This window comes from Nocardia sp. CA-129566, from assembly GCF_050956075.1.
Classification (GTDB): Bacteria; Actinomycetota; Actinomycetes; order Mycobacteriales; family Mycobacteriaceae; genus Nocardia.
Genome location: NZ_CP192085.1, coordinates 4,842,552 through 4,866,996, shown reverse-complemented (window position 1 = coordinate 4,866,996; position 24,445 = coordinate 4,842,552). Strand labels below are relative to the sequence as shown.

Annotated in this window: 19 protein-coding genes; 11 read left to right on the top strand and 8 right to left on the bottom strand. The window is 66.9% G+C overall.

Annotated elements, in window-relative coordinates; translation table 11 throughout:
- The first annotated feature begins 9 nt into the window (after positions 1–9).
- Positions 10–1,128, top strand: coding sequence for an ATP-binding protein (locus ACQP0C_RS21080; RefSeq protein ID WP_433722292.1), 1,119 nt, complete (start codon positions 10–12; stop codon positions 1,126–1,128).
- On the top strand, positions 1,125–3,926 hold the full coding sequence (locus tag ACQP0C_RS21075; RefSeq protein ID WP_433722290.1) for a DUF5682 family protein: 2,802 nt from the start codon (positions 1,125–1,127) through the stop codon (positions 3,924–3,926). The genes ACQP0C_RS21080 and ACQP0C_RS21075 overlap by 4 nt, the downstream gene beginning before the upstream one ends.
- Positions 3,927–4,517: 591 nt before the next feature.
- On the opposite strand, the gene ACQP0C_RS21070 is transcribed toward ACQP0C_RS21075, so the two are convergent.
- The gene (locus ACQP0C_RS21070; protein WP_433722288.1) at positions 4,518–5,642 is read right to left on the bottom strand and encodes an FAD-dependent oxidoreductase; all 1,125 of its coding nucleotides are present in this window, start codon (positions 5,640–5,642) and stop codon (positions 4,518–4,520) included.
- A gap of 146 nt (positions 5,643–5,788) precedes the next feature.
- Here ACQP0C_RS21070 and ACQP0C_RS21065 point away from each other — a divergent pair, with 146 nt between their 5' ends.
- The gene (locus ACQP0C_RS21065; RefSeq protein WP_433722286.1) at positions 5,789–6,520 is read left to right on the top strand and encodes a TetR/AcrR family transcriptional regulator; all 732 of its coding nucleotides are present in this window, start codon (positions 5,789–5,791) and stop codon (positions 6,518–6,520) included.
- Positions 6,521–6,738: 218 nt separating this feature from the next.
- Here the strand turns inward: ACQP0C_RS21065 and ACQP0C_RS21060 are convergent, their stop codons facing one another.
- On the bottom strand, positions 6,739–7,146 hold the full coding sequence (locus ACQP0C_RS21060; RefSeq protein ID WP_433722284.1) for a PaaI family thioesterase: 408 nt from the start codon (positions 7,144–7,146) through the stop codon (positions 6,739–6,741).
- A 65-nt stretch (positions 7,147–7,211) separates the two neighbouring features.
- On the opposite strand from ACQP0C_RS21060, the gene ACQP0C_RS21055 reads away from it, so the two are divergent.
- Positions 7,212–7,820, top strand: coding sequence for a TetR/AcrR family transcriptional regulator (locus tag ACQP0C_RS21055; RefSeq protein WP_433722282.1), 609 nt, complete (start codon positions 7,212–7,214; stop codon positions 7,818–7,820).
- A 375-nt stretch (positions 7,821–8,195) separates the two neighbouring features.
- Here the strand turns inward: ACQP0C_RS21055 and ACQP0C_RS21050 are convergent, their stop codons facing one another.
- Positions 8,196–10,796 (bottom strand): ATP-binding protein, encoded by a 2,601-nt coding sequence (locus ACQP0C_RS21050; protein WP_433722280.1) that lies wholly within the window; start codon positions 10,794–10,796, stop codon positions 8,196–8,198.
- A gap of 111 nt (positions 10,797–10,907) precedes the next feature.
- Between ACQP0C_RS21050 and ACQP0C_RS21045 the strand changes: the two genes are divergently transcribed.
- Together ACQP0C_RS21045 and ACQP0C_RS21040 are read left to right on the top strand one after the other, a co-directional pair.
- Complete coding sequence (locus ACQP0C_RS21045; protein ID WP_433722278.1) at positions 10,908–12,245, top strand: MFS transporter; 1,338 nt, start codon at positions 10,908–10,910, stop codon at positions 12,243–12,245.
- A complete protein-coding gene (locus ACQP0C_RS21040; protein ID WP_433722276.1) occupies positions 12,170–13,507 on the top strand; it encodes a carotenoid oxygenase family protein in 1,338 nt (445 codons plus the stop codon). The genes ACQP0C_RS21045 and ACQP0C_RS21040 overlap by 76 nt, the downstream gene beginning before the upstream one ends.
- 312 nt (positions 13,508–13,819) lie before the next feature.
- Here ACQP0C_RS21040 and ACQP0C_RS21035 read toward each other — a convergent pair whose 3' ends face one another.
- Both ACQP0C_RS21035 and ACQP0C_RS21030 read right to left on the bottom strand, forming a co-directional pair.
- A complete protein-coding gene (locus tag ACQP0C_RS21035) occupies positions 13,820–14,530 on the bottom strand; it encodes a ubiquinone/menaquinone biosynthesis methyltransferase (RefSeq protein WP_433722274.1) in 711 nt (236 codons plus the stop codon).
- 40 nt (positions 14,531–14,570) lie between these two features.
- Positions 14,571–15,149 (bottom strand): TetR/AcrR family transcriptional regulator, encoded by a 579-nt coding sequence (locus ACQP0C_RS21030; protein WP_433722272.1) that lies wholly within the window; start codon positions 15,147–15,149, stop codon positions 14,571–14,573.
- Positions 15,150–15,517: 368 nt separating this feature from the next.
- On the opposite strand from ACQP0C_RS21030, the gene ACQP0C_RS21025 reads away from it, so the two are divergent.
- Complete coding sequence (locus ACQP0C_RS21025) at positions 15,518–15,919, top strand: DUF6463 family protein (protein WP_433722270.1); 402 nt, start codon at positions 15,518–15,520, stop codon at positions 15,917–15,919.
- A gap of 440 nt (positions 15,920–16,359) precedes the next feature.
- A complete protein-coding gene (locus ACQP0C_RS21020; protein WP_433722268.1) occupies positions 16,360–17,226 on the top strand; it encodes an HAD family hydrolase in 867 nt (288 codons plus the stop codon).
- Between the two features lie 311 nt (positions 17,227–17,537).
- Here the strand turns inward: ACQP0C_RS21020 and ACQP0C_RS21015 are convergent, their stop codons facing one another.
- On the bottom strand, positions 17,538–18,146 hold the full coding sequence (locus ACQP0C_RS21015) for a helix-turn-helix domain-containing protein (protein ID WP_433722266.1): 609 nt from the start codon (positions 18,144–18,146) through the stop codon (positions 17,538–17,540).
- A 257-nt stretch (positions 18,147–18,403) separates the two neighbouring features.
- On the opposite strand from ACQP0C_RS21015, the gene ACQP0C_RS21010 reads away from it, so the two are divergent.
- Positions 18,404–19,075, top strand: coding sequence for an MBL fold metallo-hydrolase (locus tag ACQP0C_RS21010; protein ID WP_433722264.1), 672 nt, complete (start codon positions 18,404–18,406; stop codon positions 19,073–19,075).
- A 507-nt stretch (positions 19,076–19,582) separates the two neighbouring features.
- On the opposite strand, the gene ACQP0C_RS21005 is transcribed toward ACQP0C_RS21010, so the two are convergent.
- Positions 19,583–20,668: a sulfite oxidase gene (locus ACQP0C_RS21005; protein WP_433722262.1), complete on the bottom strand. Its 1,086-nt coding sequence runs from the start codon at positions 20,666–20,668 to the stop codon at positions 19,583–19,585.
- The gene (locus tag ACQP0C_RS21000; RefSeq protein WP_433722260.1) at positions 20,658–21,257 is read right to left on the bottom strand and encodes a flavoprotein; all 600 of its coding nucleotides are present in this window, start codon (positions 21,255–21,257) and stop codon (positions 20,658–20,660) included. The genes ACQP0C_RS21005 and ACQP0C_RS21000 overlap by 11 nt, the downstream gene beginning before the upstream one ends.
- Positions 21,258–21,729: 472 nt before the next feature.
- Between ACQP0C_RS21000 and ACQP0C_RS20995 the strand changes: the two genes are divergently transcribed.
- Entirely contained in the window at positions 21,730–22,821 is a 1,092-nt protein-coding gene (locus tag ACQP0C_RS20995) for a serine/threonine-protein kinase (RefSeq protein WP_433722258.1), read from the top strand.
- Positions 22,822–23,387: 566 nt separating this feature from the next.
- Positions 23,388–24,254 carry a class I SAM-dependent methyltransferase gene (locus ACQP0C_RS20990; protein ID WP_433734607.1) on the top strand — a complete coding sequence of 289 codons (867 nt, stop codon included), beginning with the start codon at positions 23,388–23,390 and terminating at the stop codon, positions 24,252–24,254.
- The last annotated feature ends 191 nt before the right edge of the window (positions 24,255–24,445 follow it).

The window sequence follows — 24,445 nt, the reverse complement described above, 5'->3', positions numbered from 1 at the left end:
CCAGCCATCATGAACGACGTTTTGCGCGCCCCCGCCGAGGTCAAGTACGCCGAGGAACTGGATTGGCTGGAGTCCATCGACGACGGCCCCAAGCCGTTCGCGTGGCGGCTGAGCCCGAAGATGGTGCGGCTGTTCATCCTCGGCTCCGAACGCGCCGACGGACTGGACCGCGAGGTGGAGCAGAAGTGGTTCGGTGACCGCAGCTTCGTCGAGCGCAGCATTGTCACCCTGGCCTCGGACCGGGGTCTGCTGCTCATCGGTGATCCGGGTACCGGCAAGAGCTGGCTCGCCGAACTGCTGGCCGCCGCCATCAGCCGCAATTCCACACTGGTGGTACAGGGCACCGCGGGCACCACCGAGGACCACATCAAGTACTCGTGGAACATCTCCATGGTCATCGCCAAGGGACAGTCGAGGGAGTCGATGATCCCGTCCCCGATCATGACCGCCATGGAGCAGGGCGTGATCGGCCGCTTCGAGGAGCTCACCCGCTCCACCAGCGACGTGCAGGACGCGCTGATCTCCATCCTGTCGGAGAAGTACGTCTCCATCCCCGAGCTCGACGACGACAATGTGGTGTTCGCGCAGCCGGGCTTTTCCATCATCGCCACCGCCAACAGCCGCGACCGCGGTGTGAACGACCTGTCCTCGGCGCTCAAGCGGCGCTTCAACTTCGTGCGCATTCCGGTGGTGTCCAACAAGAAGAGCGAAGCGGAGATCGTGCGTTTTCGCACCGCGGAACTGCTGCGCCGCCATTCCCTCGAACTGGAACTGCCACCCACGCTGCTGGACATCCTGCTGGAGAGCTTCGCCGATCTGCGCGCCGCCGCGGCCGCCGCCACCAGCGACGACGACAAGCTGGAGTCGGCGCTGTCCACCGCCGAGCAGATCGGTGTGCTCGAGGACGCCATCCTGCACAGCCAGTTCTTCGGTGCGAAGCAATTGCGCGCCGAGACCCTCGCCGGTTCGCTGGTCGGGTCCCTGGCCCGGCGCACGCCCGAGGACCTGGCCATTCTCAACAAGTACCTGCACGGCGTGGTCGAGCCGCGCACCAAGGACAAGAAGGGCAATGCCGCCTGGGGGGAATTCCTGGAGGGCGGCCGGGCGGCGATCGCGAGGCTGTCGTGATCGTCTCCGATACCCGGCCCACGCCGAATACCTTTGCCGCCCTGCGGGATCAGTTGGCGGATGCGGCCGTCGCGTTCGCCGGGATGCCGGGGGCGGCGGGCGACATCCTGACGGGCATGGTCGACGATGTCGACCGGGCGCTGTCGGAGCGGCTGGAGATCTTCCCGGTCTGTCACCACTCACCCGCCTCCGGTCTGGCCATGGTCCGGCGGCTGCGCGAAAAGCAGCCGAGGGTCATCTACCTGGAACTGTGCGAAGACATGCGGCCGCTGCTGGACGAACTGCGCAACTGCCGATTGCCGGTCGCCCTGCAGGCCTTCGCCACCGATATCGAGGGATTCCCGGCGGAATGGGCACCGCTGTCGGTGGTCGCGCCGATCACCGAATCATCGGCCGAGTACCAGGCCATCGCCTACGCGCTCGATACCCCGGGCGTCGAACTGGTGCTGGTGGATCGGTCCACCGATCACGTCTTCCAGTGGGCTCCCGAAGAGGCGTCGGAAACATCCGCTGACGGCGAGCAGCCCGAGGACGACGGCCTGCACGGCGCCGCGGTCGGCATCGAAATCGGTGATCTGCGACCGCGTTTCGCCGAACTGGAAGAGCACCTGCTGCACCACGGCAAGGTCCGGCACTGGTCGGAATGGTGGGACCAGTACGTGGAGCAGCCCCTCGTGGACGCCGATTACGACACCTACCGCCAGGTCATGGTGATGATCGGCAGCCTGTTCCGGCGGCTGCGGCGCGGCAGCACCGTCGAGGACGAGGACCGCGAGCGGTACATGTGGACCCGCATGCGGGAACACTTGGCCGCCAACGATATCGATCCGGCACAGGTGTTGTATGTGTGCGGCGCGGCCCATGCTGCCAGTCCGGTCGAACAGTTCGGGCTCGAGTCGGACGCGGCGTTCGAGATCTCGCCGCGCTCGGCCACCACATGGCATTACGGGCTGATCCCGTCCAGCCATTCCGCCATCGAGGCGCAGTTCGGGCTGGCCGGCGGTGCGGTGTCGATCGCGGCGGCCACCTGGGCGAAGGGGTTGCGGCGCGGCAGATTGCAGTCGTTCCGGCTGGAGGGCCAGCAAGGAGCGAAGAAGCGCGCCAAGAAACCGCCGCCGCTGCCAGCGGAATCGGAAGCCGAAGTGGCGGACCAGCTTTCGGGTTTTCTGTCCCGGCCGCCGGTGCTGGACCCACTCGACGAGGCCGAACTGCTGGAATGGTCGGTGGATATCGTCCGGCTGGCCCGGCGCAACGGCTACCTGGCCAGCACCGCCGACGCCATCGCCATCTTCGAGACCTCGATCCTGCTGGCGGGCTTGCGCAATCGCACCCGTCCGACGCCATACGACTTCCAGGACGCGGCCGTCACCTGCCTCGAGAAGGACCGGGTGCCGGGGCGGCGCGATGTGCGGCGGCTGTGCGAAATCCTGCTCGGCGGCGACCGCATCGGCCAGGTCGGATACGCGGCGCTGCCACCGCTGGCCCGCGATGCGCTCGACCGGCTGGAACCTCTGGGACTGGATCTGTCCAAGCGCACACTGCAACGCGCGCTGCTGGACCTGAAGGCGAATCCGGACCTGCGGCCGTGCTCGGATCTGCTGTGGCTGCTGCGCAGGTTGCTGCCACAGGACGCGCTGCGGCCCATCATGGGATCACGCGGACTGGGTGCGACCTCGATCCAGGAGAGCTGGGATATCGGGCTCGGCAAATACCAGCGCTCGCTGGTGGAGCTCGGCTACGAGGGCGTGTCGGTGGAGCAGGTGCTGGAGCAGCGCCTGCGGCGTGCGGTCGCCGCACCGGACACGACAGCGGCGGTGGCGCTGGGCGCGGTCGAGGACGCGCTGGTGTATCTGGGATCGGTCCGGCTCGCCGACGAGTTGGGCAATCGCGCCGTCGAACTCCTCGCCGCCGAGCGAACGGTCGACGAGGCGCCCGTCGTGCTTCGGCGTATCCGGGTGCTGCTCAACTACTTCCGCTCCACCGAAGCCGGCCTGCCGACGTGGTGCGAACGGTTCGTGACGGCCGGGTACGCGCACTACTGCACCCTGCTGCCCACCGCCTTCGCCGCCGAGGAGACCGGACCGGCGCAGGTGGCGGCCATGCTGGGCTTCCTGTTCGGGATGGAGAACCTGGCGCTGTCGCTGGGCTGCGATCACACCCAGCTGGAGTTGGCGGTGCTGCAATCGCACCCGGAGGCGCCAGCCAAGGTGGCCCTGCTGTGGGCGGCGCGGTTCCAGCTCGGCCTGCTGACCATGGCCGAGCTGCGCGAGCGGTGCGACGGGATGCTGGCCAATCCCCTGGTACTGCCGACGGTTCCGCAGTACGTGAGCGGTTTCGTGCAGGCCATCGACCCGGCTCCGGCGCTGAAACCCTTTGTGGTGGAGCTGTTGTCGAAGGCCTTCGGCACGCTGCCGGACACGGTGCTGCTGCCGTGGCTGCCGAAGCTCATCACCACCCTGAAGGATCAGGCGGGCGACCTGATCCCGGGACTGGTCCGGGAAGCTGGCCGCACCTTCCCCGGCGCACTGCCCGCCGTGGACACCTTCGTGCCGCCCTGGTCGGTCGAATTCACCACGGCCGCAACGTCGGTGGCGGCAGCACCGCGCGGGCCGGTCACCGAACTACTGGCCGCCCACCCCACCGCCTGCGACGCGCTCGCCGGACTGCTCGGCGTCGAGGGCGGCTGGCAGGAGGCCGGACCGGCCGGAAACCGCGAGGTAACCGGTTTGCTCGACCGGTTCCCCGCGACCGCCGCCGCACTGGCGGTGCAGCTCGGAGTGTCAGCCGCGCGAAGCTGACGCGGGCCCGGCCGGTTCGTCCCCGAAATGGGCGGCCGGGTGGCAGCCGAACTGGCCCGGCCAAAACACATGCCCCAGCCCCGTTTCAGCGAAAACGAGGGGTAAATGTGGGGTCGGGGTCGAACAGAACAGGTCAGCGCCGGTGATCCACCGGGCCTGACCTGTATATCCAAGTGGGCCTAACTCGGCACACGCGACGACATCGTCGACGGACGGATCGGCAGGCGGCTCCGGGACGCTCCGGTACAACCAGCTGCCGATATGGCAAGAAGAAGGATCCAGCATCCATCCCCGGACACGGTCCCACGCATGTTCCGCGACCACGCCAGCGAGGCAGATCGAACCGTGGTCGGCTCACCGTGGCCAGATCCGGCAGCGGTCGCGTGCGAGGTGTGGTGACGCTGTGGCGGGAGTTCCCCAAGATCAGCACGACCTACCGACGGAGGCAGAGGGGTTGGCCACTCACCCTGGATAGCCTGGAATCGGCCTGCTGCGGCATCAGGTTGCCGACGAAGGCCCGGCGTCCGGAACGCCATCCTCGGCCTGGTCATCCGGCTATCCAGACTGTTGAGCACATCCCGACCGACGATGTCAGGCCGATTCCGGTTGCGGGACGAAGGCAGGGAGCGCGTCGAGGCTGTGGCGCACGGCCTCGGCGCCGTACTCGAACATCTGCCGCTCGTAGTCGCCGACCGCGCCGAGGAGGTTCTGGCGGCCCGTGGCGGCCTCGATCAGGTAGCGGCGCAGCAGGTCGGCATCGCGTAGGGCGGTGTTCGCGCCGTTGCCGCCGGTCGGGGAGGTGGCGTGGATGGCGTCGCCGAGCAGCGTGACCGGACCGGGCGCCCAGCGCTCGCGGGGCTCGACCACCCGGATGGACAGCAGGGTGCTGTTATCCGGGTCGGACTGCTCGATGAGCGCCCGCAGGTCCGGATGCCAGCCCGCCATCCTGGACAGCACGGCCTCCTGCGGGGTCGCAGCGCCGAGCGAGCCGTTCGGAGGCAGGATCATGGCCCAGCGCACGTAGTCACGGACATCGGGAAGGGCCACCTCAGGCGCCAGCTCTTCGGCCGCCTCCTTCGGCGGAGTGCGGAAACGCATCGCTCCGAGTAGCAGGCTCACGCCGTCCCCGGCGATCTTCGAGCCGAAGGCCCGCGCCAGTCCGGCAAAGCGCTCGGTCAGCGGCGTGCGGCCGATGACGAACCGGACGCCGGTGTCGGTCGGGGTGGTCTGCGGCGACAGCACCGCACGGACATTGGAGCCGACCCCGTCCGCCCCGACGAGCAGGTCGGCGGTGGCCGGTCCGCCGTGCGCGAACCGGGCTTCGACCTTACCGTCGTCCAGCACGTCGTAGCCGGTCAGCGCGGCTCCAGTGCGCACGGTGAGTCCGGTCAGCAGCAGGTGCCGGAGCACGTGCCGGTCGACCACGATCCCGGGCCTACCGGGGCCGAGTTCGCCGATCCGGTTCAGCCGAGGGTCCAGGATCAGCCGCTCGCCGTAGGCGTCACCGACGATCGCGTCCAGCAGTGGGTGCCAGCGGGGCGGCAGACAGCCGCGCAGCGCCTCGAACCCCACCGGGTTCAGCACGAGCCGGTAGCCCTGGAACCGCGCAGTGATCGCCGGGTCCCGCTCGTACACCTCGGCCTCGATCCCGGCGCCATGCAGGCCCTGCGCCAGGCACAGACCTCCCAGACCAGCTCCGACAACGGAAACTCGCATCACACACCTCCTGAACAGACCCTTTCGTGCGCCGCCCAGGTACCTGAGCAGCGCACCGCGAACCAAGTGGATACGAACTTAGTTCGACGATAACGATCTAAGTTCTACCGATAGAACTTAGTTCGCGTCAAGCTATAGTGGACAGCATGCCGTCCGACCCCCGACAACGCCGAGCAGCTGGTCACGCCCAGCCTGCTGGGAACTCCGCTGCGTCGTCACCACCCAAGAGGCCCATCACGGTCGACCGGATCACCGACGCCGCCCTGCAGGTCGTGGCCACCGAGGGCTATGACGCGTTGACCATCCGTCGAGTCGCCGCGGTGCTCGACACCGGGCCGTCGTCGCTGTACGCGCACATCGTCAACAAAGATGACATCGACGACCTGCTCGTCGGCCGGCTCTACTCCGAGGTCGTGCTCCCCGAACCAGACCCGGCCACGTGGCGGCAGCAGATCCTCGACGCGTACGGACAGATCCGCGACCAGTACCTGAAATACCCCGGAGTCTCCCGCGCCGCGTTGGGCACGGTCCCCACCAACCTCCACACGCTGCGGGTGCGCGAAGGTCTCTTCACGATCCTGCTCGTCGGCGGAATCGAACCGCAGACCGCCGCCTGGGCCCTCGATGCCCTGTCCCTGTACGTCAGCGCCTACACCCTGGAGCAGTCGCTGGTCCAGCAGCGGCGGAAACACCAGGACCACGAATGGATCCTCAGCCGCGAGGAGCTGCTGAGTCGGTTCACCGCGCTGCCGGCCGACACATTTCCGCAGACTCGGCGCTATGCCGCCGAGCTGACCTCCGGCACCGGACACGACCGGTTCGAGTTCACCCTCGGCCTGATCATGGACAACCTCAGCCGGCCCCAGCCGGCAGCTTGATCCCCGCCGAATGAATGCCGCACCCAGGTGCAGATAGTCAGCTTCGAGCCGACTGCCCGTCCGGAGGTCCTGTTGTCCATCGGGCCGGCGGACCCCCTCCGCCGGCTGGGTCCAAGCGACCGTCGATCGTCGCCTGACAACGCGCAGTCCGAAAGGCGAGCCGGTCGCCCGCGGTAGCCGCGATGCTCTGCTCCTAAGTCGTGGTTCGTCTTTCGGCTTCAGGCGGCTGCGTGCGGAACGCGTGTCTGCACTGTTTGGATCACATGGACGCACAGCTCGCCGGATTCGTCGGTGATTTGCACACCCACCACCACCGCATTGCGGCTGATACGCATCGGCTCGGCGACCGCATGCGCCGCTGCGCGGACCGGACGCAGGAAATGCGTCGTCGAATCGGCCGTGGCGGGCAGCGCCCCCGGGCCGGAATTGAGGACCGCGCAGACTGCGGCAGCCGCATCGGCCAACCCCATCAGGGCACCGCCGTGCAGGCCACCCCCTGTTGTCGACAGCTCGACGGTGTGGGTCAGGCGGGCCGTGACCGCGGCGGGTGTGAGTTCGGTGAACTCCACTCCGAGGGTGCGGACGAATGGAGCAAGTCGGTAGACGTCTTCGGTGGTGATGGTCATGGTCGGCCTCTCATCGTTGTAGAGACTTCACTCTACAACGATGTCTGGAGAGTAATCTCTACAGCGTGGTGAGATTCGTACACGACACCGCGGCGATCCTCGACGCTGCTGCGCGGCTGCTGGCTACGCAGGGCCCCGCCGGCGTCACGATGTCCGGTGTGATCCGGGAATCCGGTGCACCCAGCGGGTCGGTCTACCATCGCTTCGCCGACCGGCCCGCATTGCTGGCTGCCCTGTGGAACAGGGCCGTCGGGCACCTGCATCGCGACGCCTACGTCCTGTTCGACGTGGATGATCCGGTCGAGGCCGCCGCCGCGATCACAGGTCACATCGTGCGGTGGTGCCGCAGCAGCCCGCTCGATGCGCAAGTCCTGCTCGCAGGTGTCCACCAGTTCGCTCCCCAGAGCTGGCCCGCCACCGCGCGTGCGGAGCGCGCCGCCGAAGCAGCCCGGTGGGATGCCGCCATCCGCCAACTCGTCCACTCGTTACGCACCGAAACCGGATTGTCCACGGCAACAATCGTTCTCACCGTCGTCGACCTGCCCTACGCCGCGGTGCGGCGATACCTCACAGCCGACCGGCCGATACCCACCGAACTCGACGTCCAGGTACCGACCATGGTGCGCACCCTGCTGAACAGCATGCCGACCGAAGCGGACAGCGCCGCCGTTTGATCGAGCACCGAGACAACCGCGACCAACGGTCGCGGCGGCGAACCGATGCTCGACTGAGCGACACCCCGAACACGAGCGCGGCCCCCTGGCGAACCGGCGTACTTTCCGCTCATTTCTTGATCTTGTAGCGCAGAATCACCACCCCATTTTCGAACAAGGTGGCCTCGACCGGCGTCGGGTCTTGCCGATCCTCGAAAATGCGTGTTCACGTTGCCGCGTGACGCCGGGCAGACGAACAGGGTGATCTCGTCGACGACGTCGGCGTCCAGCAGGGAGTGCATGAGTTGCAGGCTTCCCCACAGCCAGATGTCCTTGCCGTTGTGGATCGCCGCCGCTGCGATCGATCTCTGCGGCGCTTGGGCCCAAGGGGACCGATCAACGGATATCGCGCAGTTGCCGGCGGGAGGTGATGCCGAGTTTGCGGAAGATGTTGCGGAGGTGGGCTTCTACGGTGCGTGGGCTGAGGAACAGCGTGGCCGCAATCTCCTTGGACGTGGCGCCGTCGGCGGCCAGGCGCGCGATGTGCACTTCCTGCATGGTAAGCACGTCGGATGCCTGCGCGGTGCGGCGGCGGGCGTGTTCGCCGGTGGCGCGCAGCTCACCCGCGGCTCGGGTGGCGAAGGCCTCCGCGCCGAAGTCGGAGAGCAACTCGTGGGCGTGGCGCAATTCGGTCCGGGCGTCGCGGCGGCGTCCCTTACGGCGCAACCACTCGCCGTACACGAGGTGGGCGCGACCGGACCAGATCCGCATCGGGCATGTATCCAGCAGCGCGACGGCCTCCCGGTGGGCGTCCTCGTCCTCGTCCACCATGGCTCGCGCCCAGGCTTCGACGCCTCGTCCCCACGACTGCTCGCCAGCGCGTTCGGTCAGTGCCGCGAGCGCGGACCGGGCCACCGCCGCCTCGCCACAGCGCACCGCCGCCTCTACCAGTTCGGGCAGCGCCTGGCCGGCCAGGCCGAGATCGCCTGTCGCGACGGCCTGTTCGGCGGCCCGCAGCGCCGTGGGATAGTCGGCGAGGCCGTTGTGCAGGACGGCGGTGGCGTACTGCACGCTGAGGGTCAGATGCGGTCCCACCGCGGCGAAGAGCACCTCGGCCTCGGCGCGGCGGCCGCGCAGCGCGGCCAAGTGGATGCGCGCGTAGACCAGTGGGGCGGCGGAGGTGGCCTCCGCTATCGCCTCCTCCTCGGAGATCAGCTCCTGGGCCGCGCCGAAATCGCCGGCGTGCACGGCGACGGTGGCGAGCATGGCCAGCCCGATCCGCAGCATGTGCAGTGAACCCGAACTGCGGCCGGACACGGCGATCCGCGAGGCGATAGCGCGTATCGCGTCGGGATCCCACAGTTCGAGGGCGAGCAGATAACCGAGTGTGGGCCAACGACTCCAGACCTCGTCGCGGTGGTTCGAGACGAGCGGGCGCAGCAGCTTCGCGGCGGCCGCGTGCCCCTCGGTGGTCAAGGCAGCCATGCCGTCGAGGACGACATCGACACTGCCGGGCCGGGCCGGGGCGCGCGGCGTGGCCGCCGCGGCCGCGATCACGCTGTCGAGGCCGCCGGTCAGCACGGCCGTCTCGATCGCGTCCACATAGCAGGCGCGGGCACGATCCGGTTCGTGCACAGCCAATTTCGCTGCGGCGCGGAGCAGGTGGACGGTGGGACGGTCCTCACCCCGATAGCGAGCGAAGGAGATTCGGCCGCGTAGCAGGTCGATGCGGGGATCGTCGGAAGGGACAGTCGACAGCAGCTCGTCGGCGGCCTCGAACTCCCCCGCGGACAGTTTGGCTTCGACCGCCGCCAGCACCCGTTCGGCCCGCAATGCCGGATCGAATGTCAGTGCGGCCGAACGTTCCAGAAAGGCCGCCGCGGCCGCCACCCCGCCGCGCGCCTGCGCGCGTGCCGCCGAACGAGCGAGGGCGGCGGCCACCTCTTCGTCGGGGCCAACGCTGGCCTGGGCGCGATGCCAGGCCACGCGGTCCGGATCGGCGACCGGATCGCTCACCCGCGCGAGTGCACCGTGCGCACGCCGCCGCTCGCGATCGGTCGCGGCCCGGTAGACCGCGGAGCGAGCCAGGGGATGTACGAAGCGGATCCGGGTGCCGAATTCGACCAGTGGCACCTCGTCATCGGCGGTCGTCTCGATGCCGAGCAGCGCCGCCGCCTGCCATAGCAGGCACGGATCGCCGACGGGTTCGGCGGCGGCCACGGTCAGCAGCAACCGGACCCGCTCGGGCAGCACCGCCAGACGGGCGCGATAGCTGCGTTCCGCGGCCGCGGGGGCGGGCAGATCGAAATCTCCAGTGAGACCGGCCAATTCGGTGGTTCCCGGCAGTTCCAACAGGGCCAGCGGGTTGCCACGCGCCTCGGCCAGAATGCGGTCGCGCACCCGATCGTCCAGCGGACCGGGCAGCGCGCGAGCCAGCAGGGTACGGGCGGCGGTATCGCCGAGCCGGGGTATCGCCAACTGCGGCAACAGATTCAGATCACCCGAATCGTCGCGCGCGGCGAAGACCATCGCCACCCGTTCGGCATCCACGCGCCGGGCCACGAAGGCCAGTGCATGGGCAGAGGCGCGGTCCAGCCACTGCGCGTCGTCGACGAGACACAGCACCGGCCGGTCGTATTCGAGCAGCAGCCCGAGCGTCGCCGCACCGAGCAGAAATGGGTCGGGAGTTCCGACGTCCATACCGAACGCGATGCGCAATGCCCTGCCCTGCGCGGGCGGCAGCCTGTCCAGATGCGCCAGGGCCGCCGCGCACAGCTGATGCAGCGCTGAATACGGCAGTTCCGTCTCGAATTCGGCGCCGCAGGCCCGCATGATCACGAAATCGGCGGCCGCATCCGCGAGGTCGACCAGCAGGGCGCTCTTGCCGATGCCCGGCTCGCCGTGTATCAGCAGGGCACCGCCCCGCGACTGCCTTGCCTGTTCCAGAAATGCACGCAGCCGCGCCGTCTCATCCCGGCGCCCGATCAACGAATCCATACACCGTGCATCATGCCGGACGAATCGGCCTGCGGCACGACAGAGTAGGTAGGACAGAGTAGGTAGAAATCACCGACGCGAGCGAGCCGCGACGCCCGCCAAGCTGACGGCATGAGAACACGATGGCTGCCGCTCGCGGTGCTGGCTACCGCGCAGTTCCTCGTGGTACTCAGCACCTCCATCGTGAACGTCTCCCTGCCGCAGATCCGCAGCGGTCTGGGCACATCGGCGACCGGCCTGTCGTGGGTGGTCAACGCCTATGTGCTGGCGTTCGGAGCGCTGTTGCTGCCGGGCGGGCGTTTCGGCGACGCCTACGGTCTGCGCCGTGTATTCCTCGTCGGTGCGAGCATTTTCGCGGCTTCCGCAGCGGCCGCGGCGATCGCGCCCGACATCGCCATCCTGATCGCGGCCCGATCGGTGCAGGGGCTCGGCGCGGCGCTCATGGCGCCGACGGCGCTGGCCCTGGTACTCACGCTGTACCGCGATTCCCGGGATAGTGGCGTGGCGTTGGGGGTTTGGGGTGCGGTATCCGGTGCGGGCGGCGCCGCGGGGGTATTGCTGGGCGGACTGCTCACCGAGCGCTTCGGCTGGCGGTCGGTCTTCTTCGTGGTCGTACCCGTCGCACTGGCCGTTCTGCTGACGACGTGGCGGTTGGTCGAGCCGAGCCCCGCGATCGGTGGGCGACCGGACGTTGCGAGCGCGGTCACCGCCACCGGCGGGCTCGTCGCCCTCACCTACGGGCTGTCGGGCCACTGGGCGGCGCTGGCCGCGGGACTGATCCTGCTGGTGGCCTTCGCCTTTCGGCAGCGGCGCGTGGCCGACCCGCTGCTGCCGCCGCGGCTGGCGCCGGTCGCGTGGCCCAACGTCGCGATGGCGCTGCTCGGCGCCGTCTGGCTGGGATTGTTCTACTACCTGCCGCTGTATCAGCAGCACGCCCTCGGCTACACAGCGTTACGCGCCGGGCTGACCCAACTTCCGATGGCGCTGATGATCACCGTCGCCTCCTGGGTGGCGGGCCGGCTTCCGGGCCGCGCCACGCTGCCGGTCGGCCTGCTCATGCTCGCAACCGGTCTGGCCTGGCTGGCCCGGACGCCGTCCGCCGCAAGCTTTCTCATCGATCTGCTCGGTCCGACCCTGCTCATCGGGGCCGGAATGGGCGTGGCCTTCGTCCGGATCACCGCGTCGGCCTCCGCCGGAGTACCGGCCACCGACAGCGGGCTGGCGGGGGGCCTGGTGAATGCGAGCCGCCAGCTCGGCGGCGCCGTCGGCCTGTCCTTCCTGACCGTCCTGCCCACCTTCGGCGCGGTCTTCTTGACCTGTGCCGCCATCACCGTGCTCACCCTCATCACCGTCACCGGAAAGGCGATATCGATATGGCACAACCACCGAGGCCCTATGTCACCGGGCATTACGCACCGACCCCCGACGAACTCACCGCATTCGAGCTGACCGTCCACGGAACACTGCCCGACGACCTGGACGGCCGTTACTTCCGCAACGGTCACAATCCCAAACCGGGTGTGACACCGACCCATTGGTTCCGCGGAGCGGGGATGCTGCACGGCATCCGGCTGTCCGGCGGGCGCGCGCAGTGGTACCGCAACCGCTGGGTGAAGACGCCGTATCTGGACGGAGTTCCGTTCACGGGCACCGAACTCGAGGTCAGCGCGGCCGCGACCAACATCATCTTCCACGGCGGACGTTATCTGGCCCTGCAGGAGGCCAATCTGCCCTGGGAAGTCACCGGCGAACTGGACACGGTCGGTGTCTACGACTTCGGCGGGAAGCTGACCAGTTCGATGACCGCGCATCCCAAGGTGGATCCGGTCACAGGCGAGCTGCACTTCTTCTCCTACAGCCCGTTCCCGCCCTATCTGATCTACTACATCGCGGACGCGTCCGGCGAGATCATCCGGGCGACCACAATCGACGGCGCGGGCCCCTCGCTCATGCACGATTTCGCGATCACCCGTGAGCATGCCGTATTCCTGCATTCCCCGGTCGTGTTCGATCCCGCCGAGCACTCCGGAATCCCCTACCGCTGGCACGACGACGCGCCGTTCCGGATCGGCGTGCTGCCAAGGCACGGCTCGGGAGAGATCAGCTGGTTCGACATCGACAGCCGGGCGGCCATCCTGCACGTCGCCAACTCTTATGTCGACGACCGAGGGCGCGTCGTGCTCGAATGCCCGCGCTTCGACCGCGCGGCCTGGGAAACCTCCTGGAAATGGTGGATCGGCGCCCCGGGCTACCCCGACACCCCCGGCGTCGGCACCACGTTTCACCGCTGGATTCTCGACCCCGCCACCGGCACCGCGACCGACGAGGCGCTCGACGATCTGATCGTCGAATTCCCCGCCATCAACGACGATCTGACCGGAGCACCGAATCGCTACAGCTACGCGGTCGCTTTCCCGGGAACCGGACTGACCGGCTATCACACGGTCAAATTCGACACCCGGACCGGCGAGCGACAGCTGTTCGCGCACGGACCGGCACGTATGCCCGGCGAGGCCGTCTTCGCGCCCGCCGCCGGTGCGACCCGCGAGGACGATGGCTATCTGCTCACCATCGTCAGCGATATCGAGGCCGACGCGTCCCAGCTGCTCATCCTCGACGCCTCGGATCTGTCCGAGCCGATCGCCACCGTCGATCTCCCACAGCGAGTGCCCGCCGGCATTCACGGGCACTGGATCCCGGCCCAGAACTGAAACCACCGCTCGACCAAGGATTTTCGTCATGGAATCAACGACCGACAGCACTGTCGGGCAGCTGTCGTCCAGATGGCTCACCAGCTGGAACGGCGACTACAGCCCCGCCGACGACGTCATCGCCCCCGACTTCACCGTGCACGCCGCTGCTCGACGGCAGTGCGGTGCGAGGCCCGCAGGGATTGGTCGCGTGGATCGCGCAGACTCGAGCCGCCGTCTCCGAGTTGGTGTTTCAGGTGGAGGTGGGTCCGATCGTGGACGGTGACCACTGCGCGGTCCTGAACTACTCCAGTCCGCTCCTTCGCCATCGCCTCATCGACTTGGCTTGGTGGCCCACAGGATGACATTGGTGCCGAAGAATTTCTTGCTCCAGCCGATATTCTGAAAGCCCAGTTCGCCAAGGACATCGGCCACGTGTTGAGGTGAGGTGAAGCCGAGGGTGCTGGATTCGAGATAGGTATACGACGATCGGTCGCGAGCGACCGTTTGTCCCAGCAGGGGAACGATCGTGCGCATTCCCCAGGTGAGTATCGGCTTCATCGGGCCACTGGGAGGGCAGGTTTCGAGAATGACGATCCGGCCGCCGGGCTCGAGGACTCGGTACTGTTCGCGAAGTACTCCTGCCGGGTCTTCGACGTTGCGGAGCAGATAGCCTTCGGTAATCGCGTCGAAGGACTCGTCGTCGAACGGCAGCCGGGTCGCATCGGCCTGCTGCCACCGAACCGTGCCGGCCCCGGATTTGATCCGGGCCCGAGCCAACATCGCCTCGGAAAAGTCGACACCCGTCACGGCGACAGTGGGATATATCTGTGCCGCCGCCAAGGCGATCGCACCTGTCCCGGTGGCTAGGTCCAATAGCTGTCCGCCTGCGGGTGGCGCCGCACGCGTGGCCACTTCGCGACACCAGCGCGTATGACGGCCGAGCGTCATGACGAGGTTCATCCGGTCGTAGTATCCGGCGATCTTTTCGAAGATCGTGTGTACTTCAAAGCCTTTGCCGTGCGACATCTCGGCGTTTGTCATCTCTGCGACCTTTCTGCGGTTCTCCCCGCTAGGGGAAGTCTCACGAACTGGCTCCGGTGTCGGGCTTGAAGGGGCGGTTGAGCACGATCGCTGATGCGCGGGCGCGGACCTCGTCGCGGGTACGGCCGTTGTGGTCGGCGGCGAGGAATTGGTTTCCGATCGCCAGACAGAACGCGAGTAGGCTGCGGGCCTCGACTTCGTCGGGGTCGGAGCAGAAGGTGCCGATCATCTCGCGCGCCAGATTCATGCGCTGGTTGTCGACCCGCCGCAGCCGCTCGGCGACCGCCTCGTCGTGGCGGGCCCAGCTGCGGATCGCGAGGTCGACCCCCAGCAGACGATCGCTGGACAGGGTCAATCGGCCGGCCAGGGCGATCTTGTCGCGTGCGTCGTCCTCGCGTCGCACGGCCTCGAGCACCTCGTCGATGCTCTCACGCTCCCACGTGTCCACCAGCGCGGCCAGCAGCGCGTTGCGATCGGCGAAGTAGCCGTAGAACCCGCCTTTGGTCACGCCGAGCGCCTTGGCAAGCACCTCGATACGGACCGCCTCCTCGCCGCTGGCGGCCAGCGTCCGCAAGCCCTGCTCGATCCACGCCTCGCGCGGCGTGCGGGCCACACCCATAACATGACTCCTTTCACATCTTCTCAGCTCTATACGCCACCGTATAACGGGTCTAACCTCCATGTTATACGTTGCCGTATATCAGTCGGGGCGCGCATTCGCGAACCGACAACCGCTGGGAAGGACATATCGATGAGACTCCCCGTGACCGGCCGCCGCCACGGCGGATCCACGACATCGGTCCTGACTTCACCGTCGAGGACGTGTGGGCGTTCCGAACCCCGGAGTCGGGCCTGGTGATTTCCCCGTCATGCTCGCGAAATTGCAGGCCGCGGGCGGACCTTCGGGACAGCGCTGCCGAGCCGTTGATCTGTTGCGGCACACGCGGTTACAGCACCCGCTGAAAAAGGAATAGGAGTGTCAATCAAATGATCACATGGTCTGGACGCATCATCGCGTTCATCGGCGCCGGGCATCTCGCTACCGGATTATTGCTCAGCCATGCCTACTTCAAGGACTGGCTGTCGCTGCAGCTGTGGGGCCACTGGGCAGAGGACACCCTGCCGGCCCACGCCTTTTGGGGCAACCCGGCAGGGTTCGGCCTGCCGCTGCTGATCGTCGGCCTGGTCGTGGTGTGGATGGACCGGCGCGGCGTCGTCCCGCCGGCCTTCCTGGCGTGGATGGTGCTGGCTTGGGGCAGCGTGTGCGCACTCATCGTCGAGCCCACCCCAGCGCCATTGGTGGTGGCCGCCGCCGTCCTGCTCCTGCGCGGCATCCACCGCGCCGCCGAACAGACCGAGCCCGTACCCGCCGCGCACAGCGAGGCATGAACGTGAACCAGCCAGTGACCCGATCCGGTTTACCGATCCAGCAGCTTCACATTCGTATCGGCGCCGGAAATCGGCTGTTCGACTGCTACGTGACGGACTCGATGGATCTGGTCACCCGCTAAGACGACCCGGAACTGGCCGCGCTCGCCGACTCCCTCTCCGAAGCCGCCGACCACCAGCGGCAGGCGACCCGGCGGCTGTCGGAGCAATAAGGGCCGCCGCGTCAGCCGACCGGTTTCGGCGGGCGTGGCACCGGTACCCGTCGCGGGTGCGTTCGGGGTGCGCTCGATTCGGCTATCGCGCCGGGGATTTCGAAGAACATGCGGCCAAAGGCGGTGGCGGCTACCGCGCCGGTAAGACCTTCGGACGGCGGCTTGTGGAGCCGATCACCAAGACCCGTTCCAAGTGGTAGCTTGCCGTACCCCTTGGTAGGTTTCGGCTTGTTCGCGCAGCGTCGCGCCTCACCTTCAGTCTTTGACTCGCAGAACCTTCCTTCGATCCACAGTATGTGCGCCTCTTTCGTCATGGAAGCAGGCGGGAATCGTCATACCCACGCAGCCGACTTCGCGGCAATTCTCGACGGCGAAGTCGGCGGCGGCCCCTGCCCCGCCCTGCTCACCGCAGGCGTGGCTGCCCTGTCCCATCAAAGCCTTGGAGAACCGGTGGTAAGCGCACTATCTCACCAGCCCGCGGAACTCGACGCGGTCATCTTCGACTACAACGGCGTCATCGGCCTGCAGCCCACCGTTCCCATGTGGAGCAGGCTGGCCGAACTCGCCGGATGGCACGCAGACCAGCTCGGACTCTTCGAGAATGCTTTCTGGAGCGCCCGCGAACCCTACGATTCCGGCGAGTTCGACGACGCGGACTTCTGGACCGCCGTGCTCGGCCATCGCCCGGAGCCGGAACTGCTCACCCGATTGCGTGCCGTCGACACCGCGCTGTGGACCCGGACCGACGACCGCGTCGTCGCACTCCTCCGCCATGCCAGGCGGGCAGAACTCCCGATGGTGTTGCTCTCCAACGCACCTCATCCGGTCAGCGATGCCCTCGACGCCTCAGACTGGCGCACGCTGATGACCGACGCCCTCTACTCGGCCCGGCTCGGCATGAACAAACCCCACCCCGACACCTACCGAAATGCACTCGCCGCGACCGGAGTTCGCGATCCCGGCCGCGTCCTGTTCGTCGACGATCGTGCCGACAACTGCGAAGCCGCCGCTCGCCTCGGCCTGCGCGTTCTCCACTACACCGGCTCACCCGCCGATATCGAGGATCATCTCCGCCTCACGTCGGTCGCCGCATAGGTCCCTGCGAGTCGTCACAGGATTTCCGGGGTCGGCGCAACACCGCTGCCGGTCGGTGATGGACACGAACCTTGCCAGACGCTCGGCTGGGGTATCCCAGCCGAGCGTTTCGCGTGGGCCGCAGCCCGCCGGGCGATGCGTAGGGCTGCACCCCCACAAACACCCGGAACGACTCGGCCGAACCGGCTGCTCCGTAGCAGACCGCGTTCTTGTTCCGAGCAACATGGCTGCACCATAGGCCTAACCGGGTCGCTTCTGTTTGGACGATCTTGCGTTCTCCGTCGTGCTCCTTGGGCGATAGCTGCGGCCGCTCAGGTTCTGCGCGAGATGACCATGATGTATTCGCAGGGAGCGTTCGTTCGGTTGGCGAAGCCGTGGTCCGCGTCGGCCTGGAAGAACAGGGAGTCGCCTGGGTGCAGGGTCTCGTTGATCCCGCCGATCGCGACGGTGAGGGTGCCTTCGAGCACCACGAGTTGTTTCTCGGTACCCGTCGGATACGCGGGTAGCAGCCCGGTAGAGACCTGAGCGGGGAGGTAGTGGACGACCATCTCGGCTCCTCCCGCGCCCGGGGCCGCTGACACCATGTGCCGCTCGAAGCCGGTTTCCGGGTCGCGGAAAACGGGGCGATCGTTCTTGCGCATGACAACGGCCACACCAGACGCGGCAGCAGCTGCCCCACCGATCAGGTCCGAGAGCGACGCGTCGAGCGCGTGGGCGATCCTGGACGCGACGCCGATCGTCGGGCTCTTCTCACCGCGTTCGACCTTGGACAGCATCGCCCGGCTGACCGACGACTGTGTAGACAGCTGCTCCAGCGTCAGGCCCGCCTCCTCGCGGCGTCGCCGCACGTTACCGCCGAACGCGCCGGCCAGGTCGTCACCGTGCTGTGGTTCGGTCGCGTTTTCGTCTTGCTCGGCCACCGTGCTCCTCGATCGATGGGTATCTCGTGCCCATAGTGTATGGTTCTCCTATAGAAGATAGAGTCTTCTATAGGAGACACGCGATATGCGCCCAACACGACGGAGGTTCCATGCGTTTGATCTCGAGTGGCCAGCACCATGCCACGTTCGAATTCGGCGATCTGCAGGTGATCTCGTTGCGAGATGGGTACATCGACATGCCGCCGACACGGCTCCGCGACGAGGATGGGCGCACGCTCGATGACCTGCCAGCCGCCGTGCCGCTGGCCGGCGACAACTTGCGGCTGTCGGTCAACGCCTTCTTCGTCACCGACGGCACGCGGTCGGTTCTCATCGACACCGGCGCATCCAACGCCTGGCACGACCCCACCATGGGATTGATCTACGACGCGCTCGACGAAGCGGGAATCGACCGCGCGCATGTCACCGATGTGGCCATCACCCACAAGCACGAAGACCACGTGAGCGGACTGATCGCGCCGGACGGTTCAGAGGCGTTCCCCAAACTCGAGCGCGTGTGGATCGGCGTGGGCGACACCTCGGTGTTCACTGGGCGGCTCGAGCCGATCCGCGACCGCGTCGTACCCGTGTCGGAGAAGGTCGCGATCAATGACTGGATCACCGCGATCCCGACACCGGGCCACACACCCGGTCACACCGTCTACGACGTCAGGAGCGACACCGGCCACCTTCTCGCCTGGGGCGACACCGTTCACGTTCCCACGCTCCAATTCGATCAGCCGAACGTGTCCTGGGAGCTCGACGGCAACCAGTCCCAGGCCCGCGCCGCGCGAGCGGCCCTCCTCGAACAACTGACCCAACCACACCACTTCGTAGCCGGCGCCCACCTCGACTCGCCCGGCATCGCCCGCGTAACCCGCTCCGGCGACGGTTATGCGCTGGAATACCTCGCACCACCGATCGGCTGATCGAGCCTGTCGGCCCCGGGCCGCGCTCGCGATGGCGGCCAAGGGGGCAAGCTCGTCCGGAATGTGGTCGCGCCGATCAGGCGCTTCCCGGGCGCGTAGAAGTTGATCAAGGTTTGGGGTTGGTGCTGCAGCGGCACTCGGCTGAGTCCGTGCTGGTAGATCTGACTTGTGGTGTCGGATCGCATTGCGGCCGAGTTGGATTCGTTGATTGCCCGGGTCGGTGGCCGGTTCACCCGGTCCGAACCGCGCGGCAGCTTCCGATTCGGGTACAGGCGGAAGTTGTGCAGCAGGAACCGCGACCAGGAGCGAACGACTGGGCTGGATTGACGAGATCACCGTTGGTCAAGCGCTGCGCTCGTACTTCGACACCGCGCACGCCGATCCAGACGTGCATACCGTGCTGCTGGACTTCCCAGTTCAGCTGGTGGTGGCGCGTGAGGTGCTTGCGGCAACCAGCTCAGCTGTCTCGATCTTGATCGACCGGAGGCGATTGCGGCCGTCACCGCGTTACAGGATCGTCAGTTCGATGTGGGCCCAGGCGTTATTGCTGTATCCGCGGGGGTTCCAGATGGATGCTGGGGATTCGGGTTGAGTGGCTCCGGTGTCGTCCCAGGCGCGCGCGGTGATATTCAGTGGCCCGGGTCGCATGTCGACGGTCAGTGACCATGGCCGCCATGCCCACCGGCTGGGTGCGGGGTGCAGGTCGGCCTGCCGCCAGCTGCGGCCGTCGTCGACGGAGACCTCGACCTGTTCGATGCCGTGGCCGTCGCCGGCGATTGCCCATCCACGGACGGTACGAGAGCCACGCGGAATCTGATCGCCCTCGGTGGGCACGAGGATGTCGCAGTTTAGCGGCAGCGACGAGAGTGAGATGCCCTCGCCGGGTGCGACCGCCTCTGGGTCGGCCTCGGGCGGAAGAATACGGTAGTCGAGGGCCTGAAAATAGTTCTGTGATGGGACGGGTTGCACGGTGACGGCAGTGACCCATTTGACGCTGCGAGCCCCGATGTAGCCGGGCACCAGCACACGCACCGGGCCACCGTGCACGCGCGGAAGTGGCTGAGAATTCATCTGCCAGGCCAACAACACCTCCTCCCCCAGCGCCTTGGACAGCGGGATGGAGCTGCCGTAGGACTGGACCGGCCGGGCCTCTTGGGCCACGTCGGGCGCAGCGAATGCGACGTGCAGGCGGTCATCGTGGTGCACCCCGGCCGCCTGCAGTACATCGGCCAGCCTGGGCCCGGCCCACTCGGCGGTCGAGATCGCACCGTGCTCCCATGGCTCCTTGCCGGGGATCGGGCGCACCGCCACCAGTTCAGCGCGCCGGTTGCCGGCACACGCCAGCGTCGCTACCACGCTGTGTTGCTCAAAACCGGTGGTCAGCTGGTCGTAGGTCACGGTGAGTGGATTGTCGACCTGTCCATCGACGCTCAACCGCCACTGCTCGGCGGGGATGTCGGGGAACGGACCGTGATTGCGCGCATAGAACGCGTCCACCGCGGTAATCTCGCTGCTCGCCAGCACCGATGGCGGCGGCTCGGCGTTGAACGGCAGCCGTCCCCGCACAATCATGTCCTCGCGCTTACCCCACATCGCTTTCGCCCCGGCAAGGAGTCGTCGCGGACTGCGACTTCAATCCTATCGCCGGTTGAAGTGGATCCAGCAGAGCCTGCCAGGCTGGTTTCCATGGGAAGAGCGGGATCTGGCTCGCGTCGTTCCCTGGCTCGTGGGGCTGCATGGTCACCATGGTCACGCCCCATCCGGACAGCTTCCCGATCGCGTCCTGGATTGCGGGGAAACCGAGGTGAGCCTGATTGGAGAACGGCACAGCAACGACGGGCAGCCCCTTGCCGACAGCCTCTACCAGCAGGCCGAGTGCGAGGGTGTCGGAGATTCCAGCCGCCCATTTGGCCAACGAATTGGCGGTGATCGGTGCTGCGATCATGGCATCAGCGGGTGGGAGCACGTCGGGCGTGCCGGGTTCTTTGTATTGGCTGCGCACGGGGTGTCCCGTCTTCGCGGCCAAGGCGTCGGCGTCGATGAATCGAAGGCCGAATGGGGATGCGATGACGCATACATCCCACCCGTCGGCTTGGGCCAGGTCGACCAGTTTGCCTACGTCGTTAGCGGCCGGCGATCCGGTGACGATGGCGTACAGGACGGGATTTCCCTCGTCGTTCATCGCTCCATCGTGTCAGCCTGCTCGCAATGGCGGCTGTATGCGGGGCGGCTACGCTGGAACGGCGCCGACCCGTCGAGCAAGGCGGGCCAAGTCGCCGGTTGTCAGGTCGCGGCGGGACCTACGTATCAGGTGCCCGACCAGCTCGCGGACGATGTTCATGCTTCGAACATGCTGCGGTGCAACATGTTCTGTGCGCAGCAATGCGTTCAGGGATTGTCGATGGTCACGTTGCAGTGCGTGCGCCGTGGGATATGAGGCTGGGGCGATGGTTACAGACGCCAAGTCGACGAAGCACCGGCGGCGCCCGAGCCGGTCGACCGTTCGTGCGGGCCACAGTAGCGGTCGCGGCCATGGCGGCGAGTGCACTCCCGCGGTAGGCGGGATCCGGATTGTTCTCGACGAGCGCTACGAATGTTGTTGCGGAAGGCTTGATTCGGTAGAGCCCAGGGCTTGGGTGTGGTAGTCGTACAGCGTGGATGGCACTCCATTCGGGCGGTACCGGCTCCTCGAGTTACTCGGTGCGGGTGGGATGGGTCAGGTCTATCGGGCCTACGACACCGGGACCGATCGCGTGGTAGCGCTCAAAGTGCTGTCGCAACATCTGGCGCACGACCCGAAATATCGCGAGCGATTCCGGCGCGAGGCGCACGCCGCGGCAAGGTTGAGCGAACCGCACGTCATCCCGATCCACGACTACGGTGAGATCGACGGGCGCCTGTATTTGGATATGAGGTTGGTCGAGGGGCACGATATCGCCGCCCTGCTCGCTGCCGGGCCGATAGCGAACGACACTGCGGTGACATACATCCGGCAGGTCGGTTCAGCCCTGGACGCGGCGCATCGGGCCGGGCTCGTGCACCGCGATGTGAAGCCTTCGAATATCCTGATCACCGCGGGTGATTTCGCGTATCTCATCGATTTCGGTATTGCCGTCGTCAGCGGCGAATCCAGCTTGACCACCACGGGTGCGGCGATCGGCAGTTTCGCCTACACGGCACCGGAACGACTCCAGCACGGCACCTGTGATGCCCGCTCGGATGTGTACTCTCTGGCTTGTGTTCTGTACCAATGCTTGACAGGCTCCCAGCCGTTCCCGGGTGAGAGTGTCGAGCAGCAGATCACCGCACATCTGCATGCGCCGCCGCCACGACCGTCCGCATCGGCAACGGTTCCTTCCGCATTCGATGCGGTCATCGCGCGCGGGATGGCGAAATATCCGGACGATCGTTATCGCACAGCTGGGGATTTGGCCGCGGCGGCACGAGCCGCGCTCGACGCGGCACCCACATCCACAGCCACTCCGGACCCATCCAGGCTGGCCACCACACGGATCAATCCGACCTCACAACCACAAACCCGCAAGCTCGGATTGACGTGGATCGTCGTCATCATGGTCATGGCGGCCATTGCCTGGTGGGTGATCAGTGCTCGTATACATCAGGAATCACCACCTGCAAACCCGATTTCGGTCACCTGCGTGACGACGAGTCCGACACCGGCGAACAACCCGGGAGTCCCAACAGCACCCCCGTTGGGCTCGCCCTCCGATTCCTGTCCGCGCTGATGATCGAGCGCGTCCAATCGACACTCGAGCTCGCCGATCCGGCGGCAGATGATGGCCTCGGCGAACCCTGGATCAGCACAATCGATTTCGACCATGTCGAGTCTCCGGCCGACACCTGACCACGCCCTGCTTCGTGGTCATCGCCTACCGCCCAACAACCACGGATGCACCGACATTGGTCACCCTGATCGGCATGGGCTGGAAGCGCTGGCCTGGGTGCAGACCAGAGCGTTTCAGGCTCGCATGGCATCGCTGAACTCCACCAACGTGGTCTATGACTTTCCCGAATTCGGAATTCACAACTGGAAGACTTGGCAGGAAGAGGTACTCCCGGTCCTCTCCGACTCCATCGGATGAGCGCTCGCAATCGCACAGCAAACATGCGATGGCACTGGCAGACCCTATTGACCGGGCGTCCGTGGACGGCTCCACTGCTGCCGGATCGAAGTCACGGTGGTCGACTCGAAACCGATGTCGGTAAAGGCCCAGAGGTTGATGCATGGAGACTTCCGCTGTCGCGGTGCGCTGGAATGACCGATCTCGCCACGGTCGGTACGTTGGCGAGTATGCGGACCAATGGAGATTCCTGGGACATCAATACCGGTGTGGGATCTACGGCGTTGTTCGTTGCGGCGGCTCGTGCGCTGGGTGGCCGCACGGCCGATGCGCCGGCGGAGGACCCGTTTGCCGAGCTCTTCGTGCGGGCCGCGGGTGGCGAGTGGGCCGATCTGCTCGACGGTCGAGTGCCCGACCATCCATTGCTGACCCCCGAATTCGGCATTCAGTTCCAGCAGCATCAGCTCACCCGCACCCGGTACTTCGACGATTACCTCCACGCGGCCGCGGCGGCCGGCATCCGGCAGGTAGTTATCCTCGCGGCCGGTCTGGACGCCCGCGCGTACCGGCTGCCGTGGCCCGATGGCACCGTCGTCTACGAGCTGGACCGGCCGCAGGTGCTGGAGTTCAAGCACACAACTCTCGCGCAGGCCGGGCGTCAGCCGATCGCCGAGCGCCATGAGGTACCGGTGGACCTGCGTGCGGACTGGCCGAAAGCGTTGTGCGACAGCGGCTTCGATCCGTGCGTGCCGACCGCGTGGCTGGTGGAGGGCTTGCTGATCTACCTGTCGCCGGTCGCACAGGACCAGCTGTTCGACGCCATCGTCTCGCTGAGCGCATCCGGGAGTCGGGTCGCGATCGAGCAGATGGATCCGCTGCCCGCGGAGGCCGCCGCCGCGATGGCCGAACAGGACGACGCGGGCTCGGATTGGGTGCGGTTGATCTACAACGAACCCCGCGGTGAGGTCACCGAGTGGTTCACCAACCGCGGTTGGACGGGTGAGCGCGTTTACCTCAACGACTACATCCGCGACCTCGGCCACACTCCGGCCGCCGAGCAGTCATTGATCAGCCTGGTCACCGTCGTGCGGCCCTGAGCCGGTGTTCAGCTGGCACTTCGCGCCAGCGGACTGGTGGCCGTCCGGGTACCGCAACCATCCATGACCGTCCAGCCCGAGCAGCCGGATCGATCGCGGAACGGTGTCGGTTGTGCGACGGATCGGTGGCGATTCTGCTCGTTGCCGTCTCAGCAAGCGCGTAGCTATCACATGCTGGCGGGCAGAGGTCG

What these genes read in the sequence shown, in the direction of transcription:
- ACQP0C_RS21080 (WP_433722292.1), top strand. Translation starts at nt 10, where the DNA reads ATGAACGACGTTTTGCGCGCCCCCGCCGAGGTCAAGTACGCCGAGGAA.
- ACQP0C_RS21070 (WP_433722288.1), bottom strand. Translation starts at nt 5,642, where the DNA reads ATGCGAGTTTCCGTTGTCGGAGCTGGTCTGGGAGGTCTGTGCCTGGCG.
- ACQP0C_RS21065 (WP_433722286.1), top strand. Translation starts at nt 5,789, where the DNA reads ATGCCGTCCGACCCCCGACAACGCCGAGCAGCTGGTCACGCCCAGCCT.
- ACQP0C_RS21060 (WP_433722284.1), bottom strand. Translation starts at nt 7,146, where the DNA reads ATGACCATCACCACCGAAGACGTCTACCGACTTGCTCCATTCGTCCGC.
- ACQP0C_RS21050 (WP_433722280.1), bottom strand. Translation starts at nt 10,796, where the DNA reads ATGGATTCGTTGATCGGGCGCCGGGATGAGACGGCGCGGCTGCGTGCA.
- ACQP0C_RS21045 (WP_433722278.1), top strand. Translation starts at nt 10,908, where the DNA reads ATGAGAACACGATGGCTGCCGCTCGCGGTGCTGGCTACCGCGCAGTTC.
- ACQP0C_RS21040 (WP_433722276.1), top strand. Translation starts at nt 12,170, where the DNA reads ATGGCACAACCACCGAGGCCCTATGTCACCGGGCATTACGCACCGACC.
- ACQP0C_RS21035 (WP_433722274.1), bottom strand. Translation starts at nt 14,530, where the DNA reads ATGACAAACGCCGAGATGTCGCACGGCAAAGGCTTTGAAGTACACACG.
- ACQP0C_RS21030 (WP_433722272.1), bottom strand. Translation starts at nt 15,149, where the DNA reads ATGGGTGTGGCCCGCACGCCGCGCGAGGCGTGGATCGAGCAGGGCTTG.
- ACQP0C_RS21025 (WP_433722270.1), top strand. Translation starts at nt 15,518, where the DNA reads ATGATCACATGGTCTGGACGCATCATCGCGTTCATCGGCGCCGGGCAT.
- ACQP0C_RS21005 (WP_433722262.1), bottom strand. Translation starts at nt 20,668, where the DNA reads ATGTGGGGTAAGCGCGAGGACATGATTGTGCGGGGACGGCTGCCGTTC.
- ACQP0C_RS21000 (WP_433722260.1), bottom strand. Translation starts at nt 21,257, where the DNA reads ATGAACGACGAGGGAAATCCCGTCCTGTACGCCATCGTCACCGGATCG.
- ACQP0C_RS20990 (WP_433734607.1), top strand. Translation starts at nt 23,388, where the DNA reads ATGCGGACCAATGGAGATTCCTGGGACATCAATACCGGTGTGGGATCT.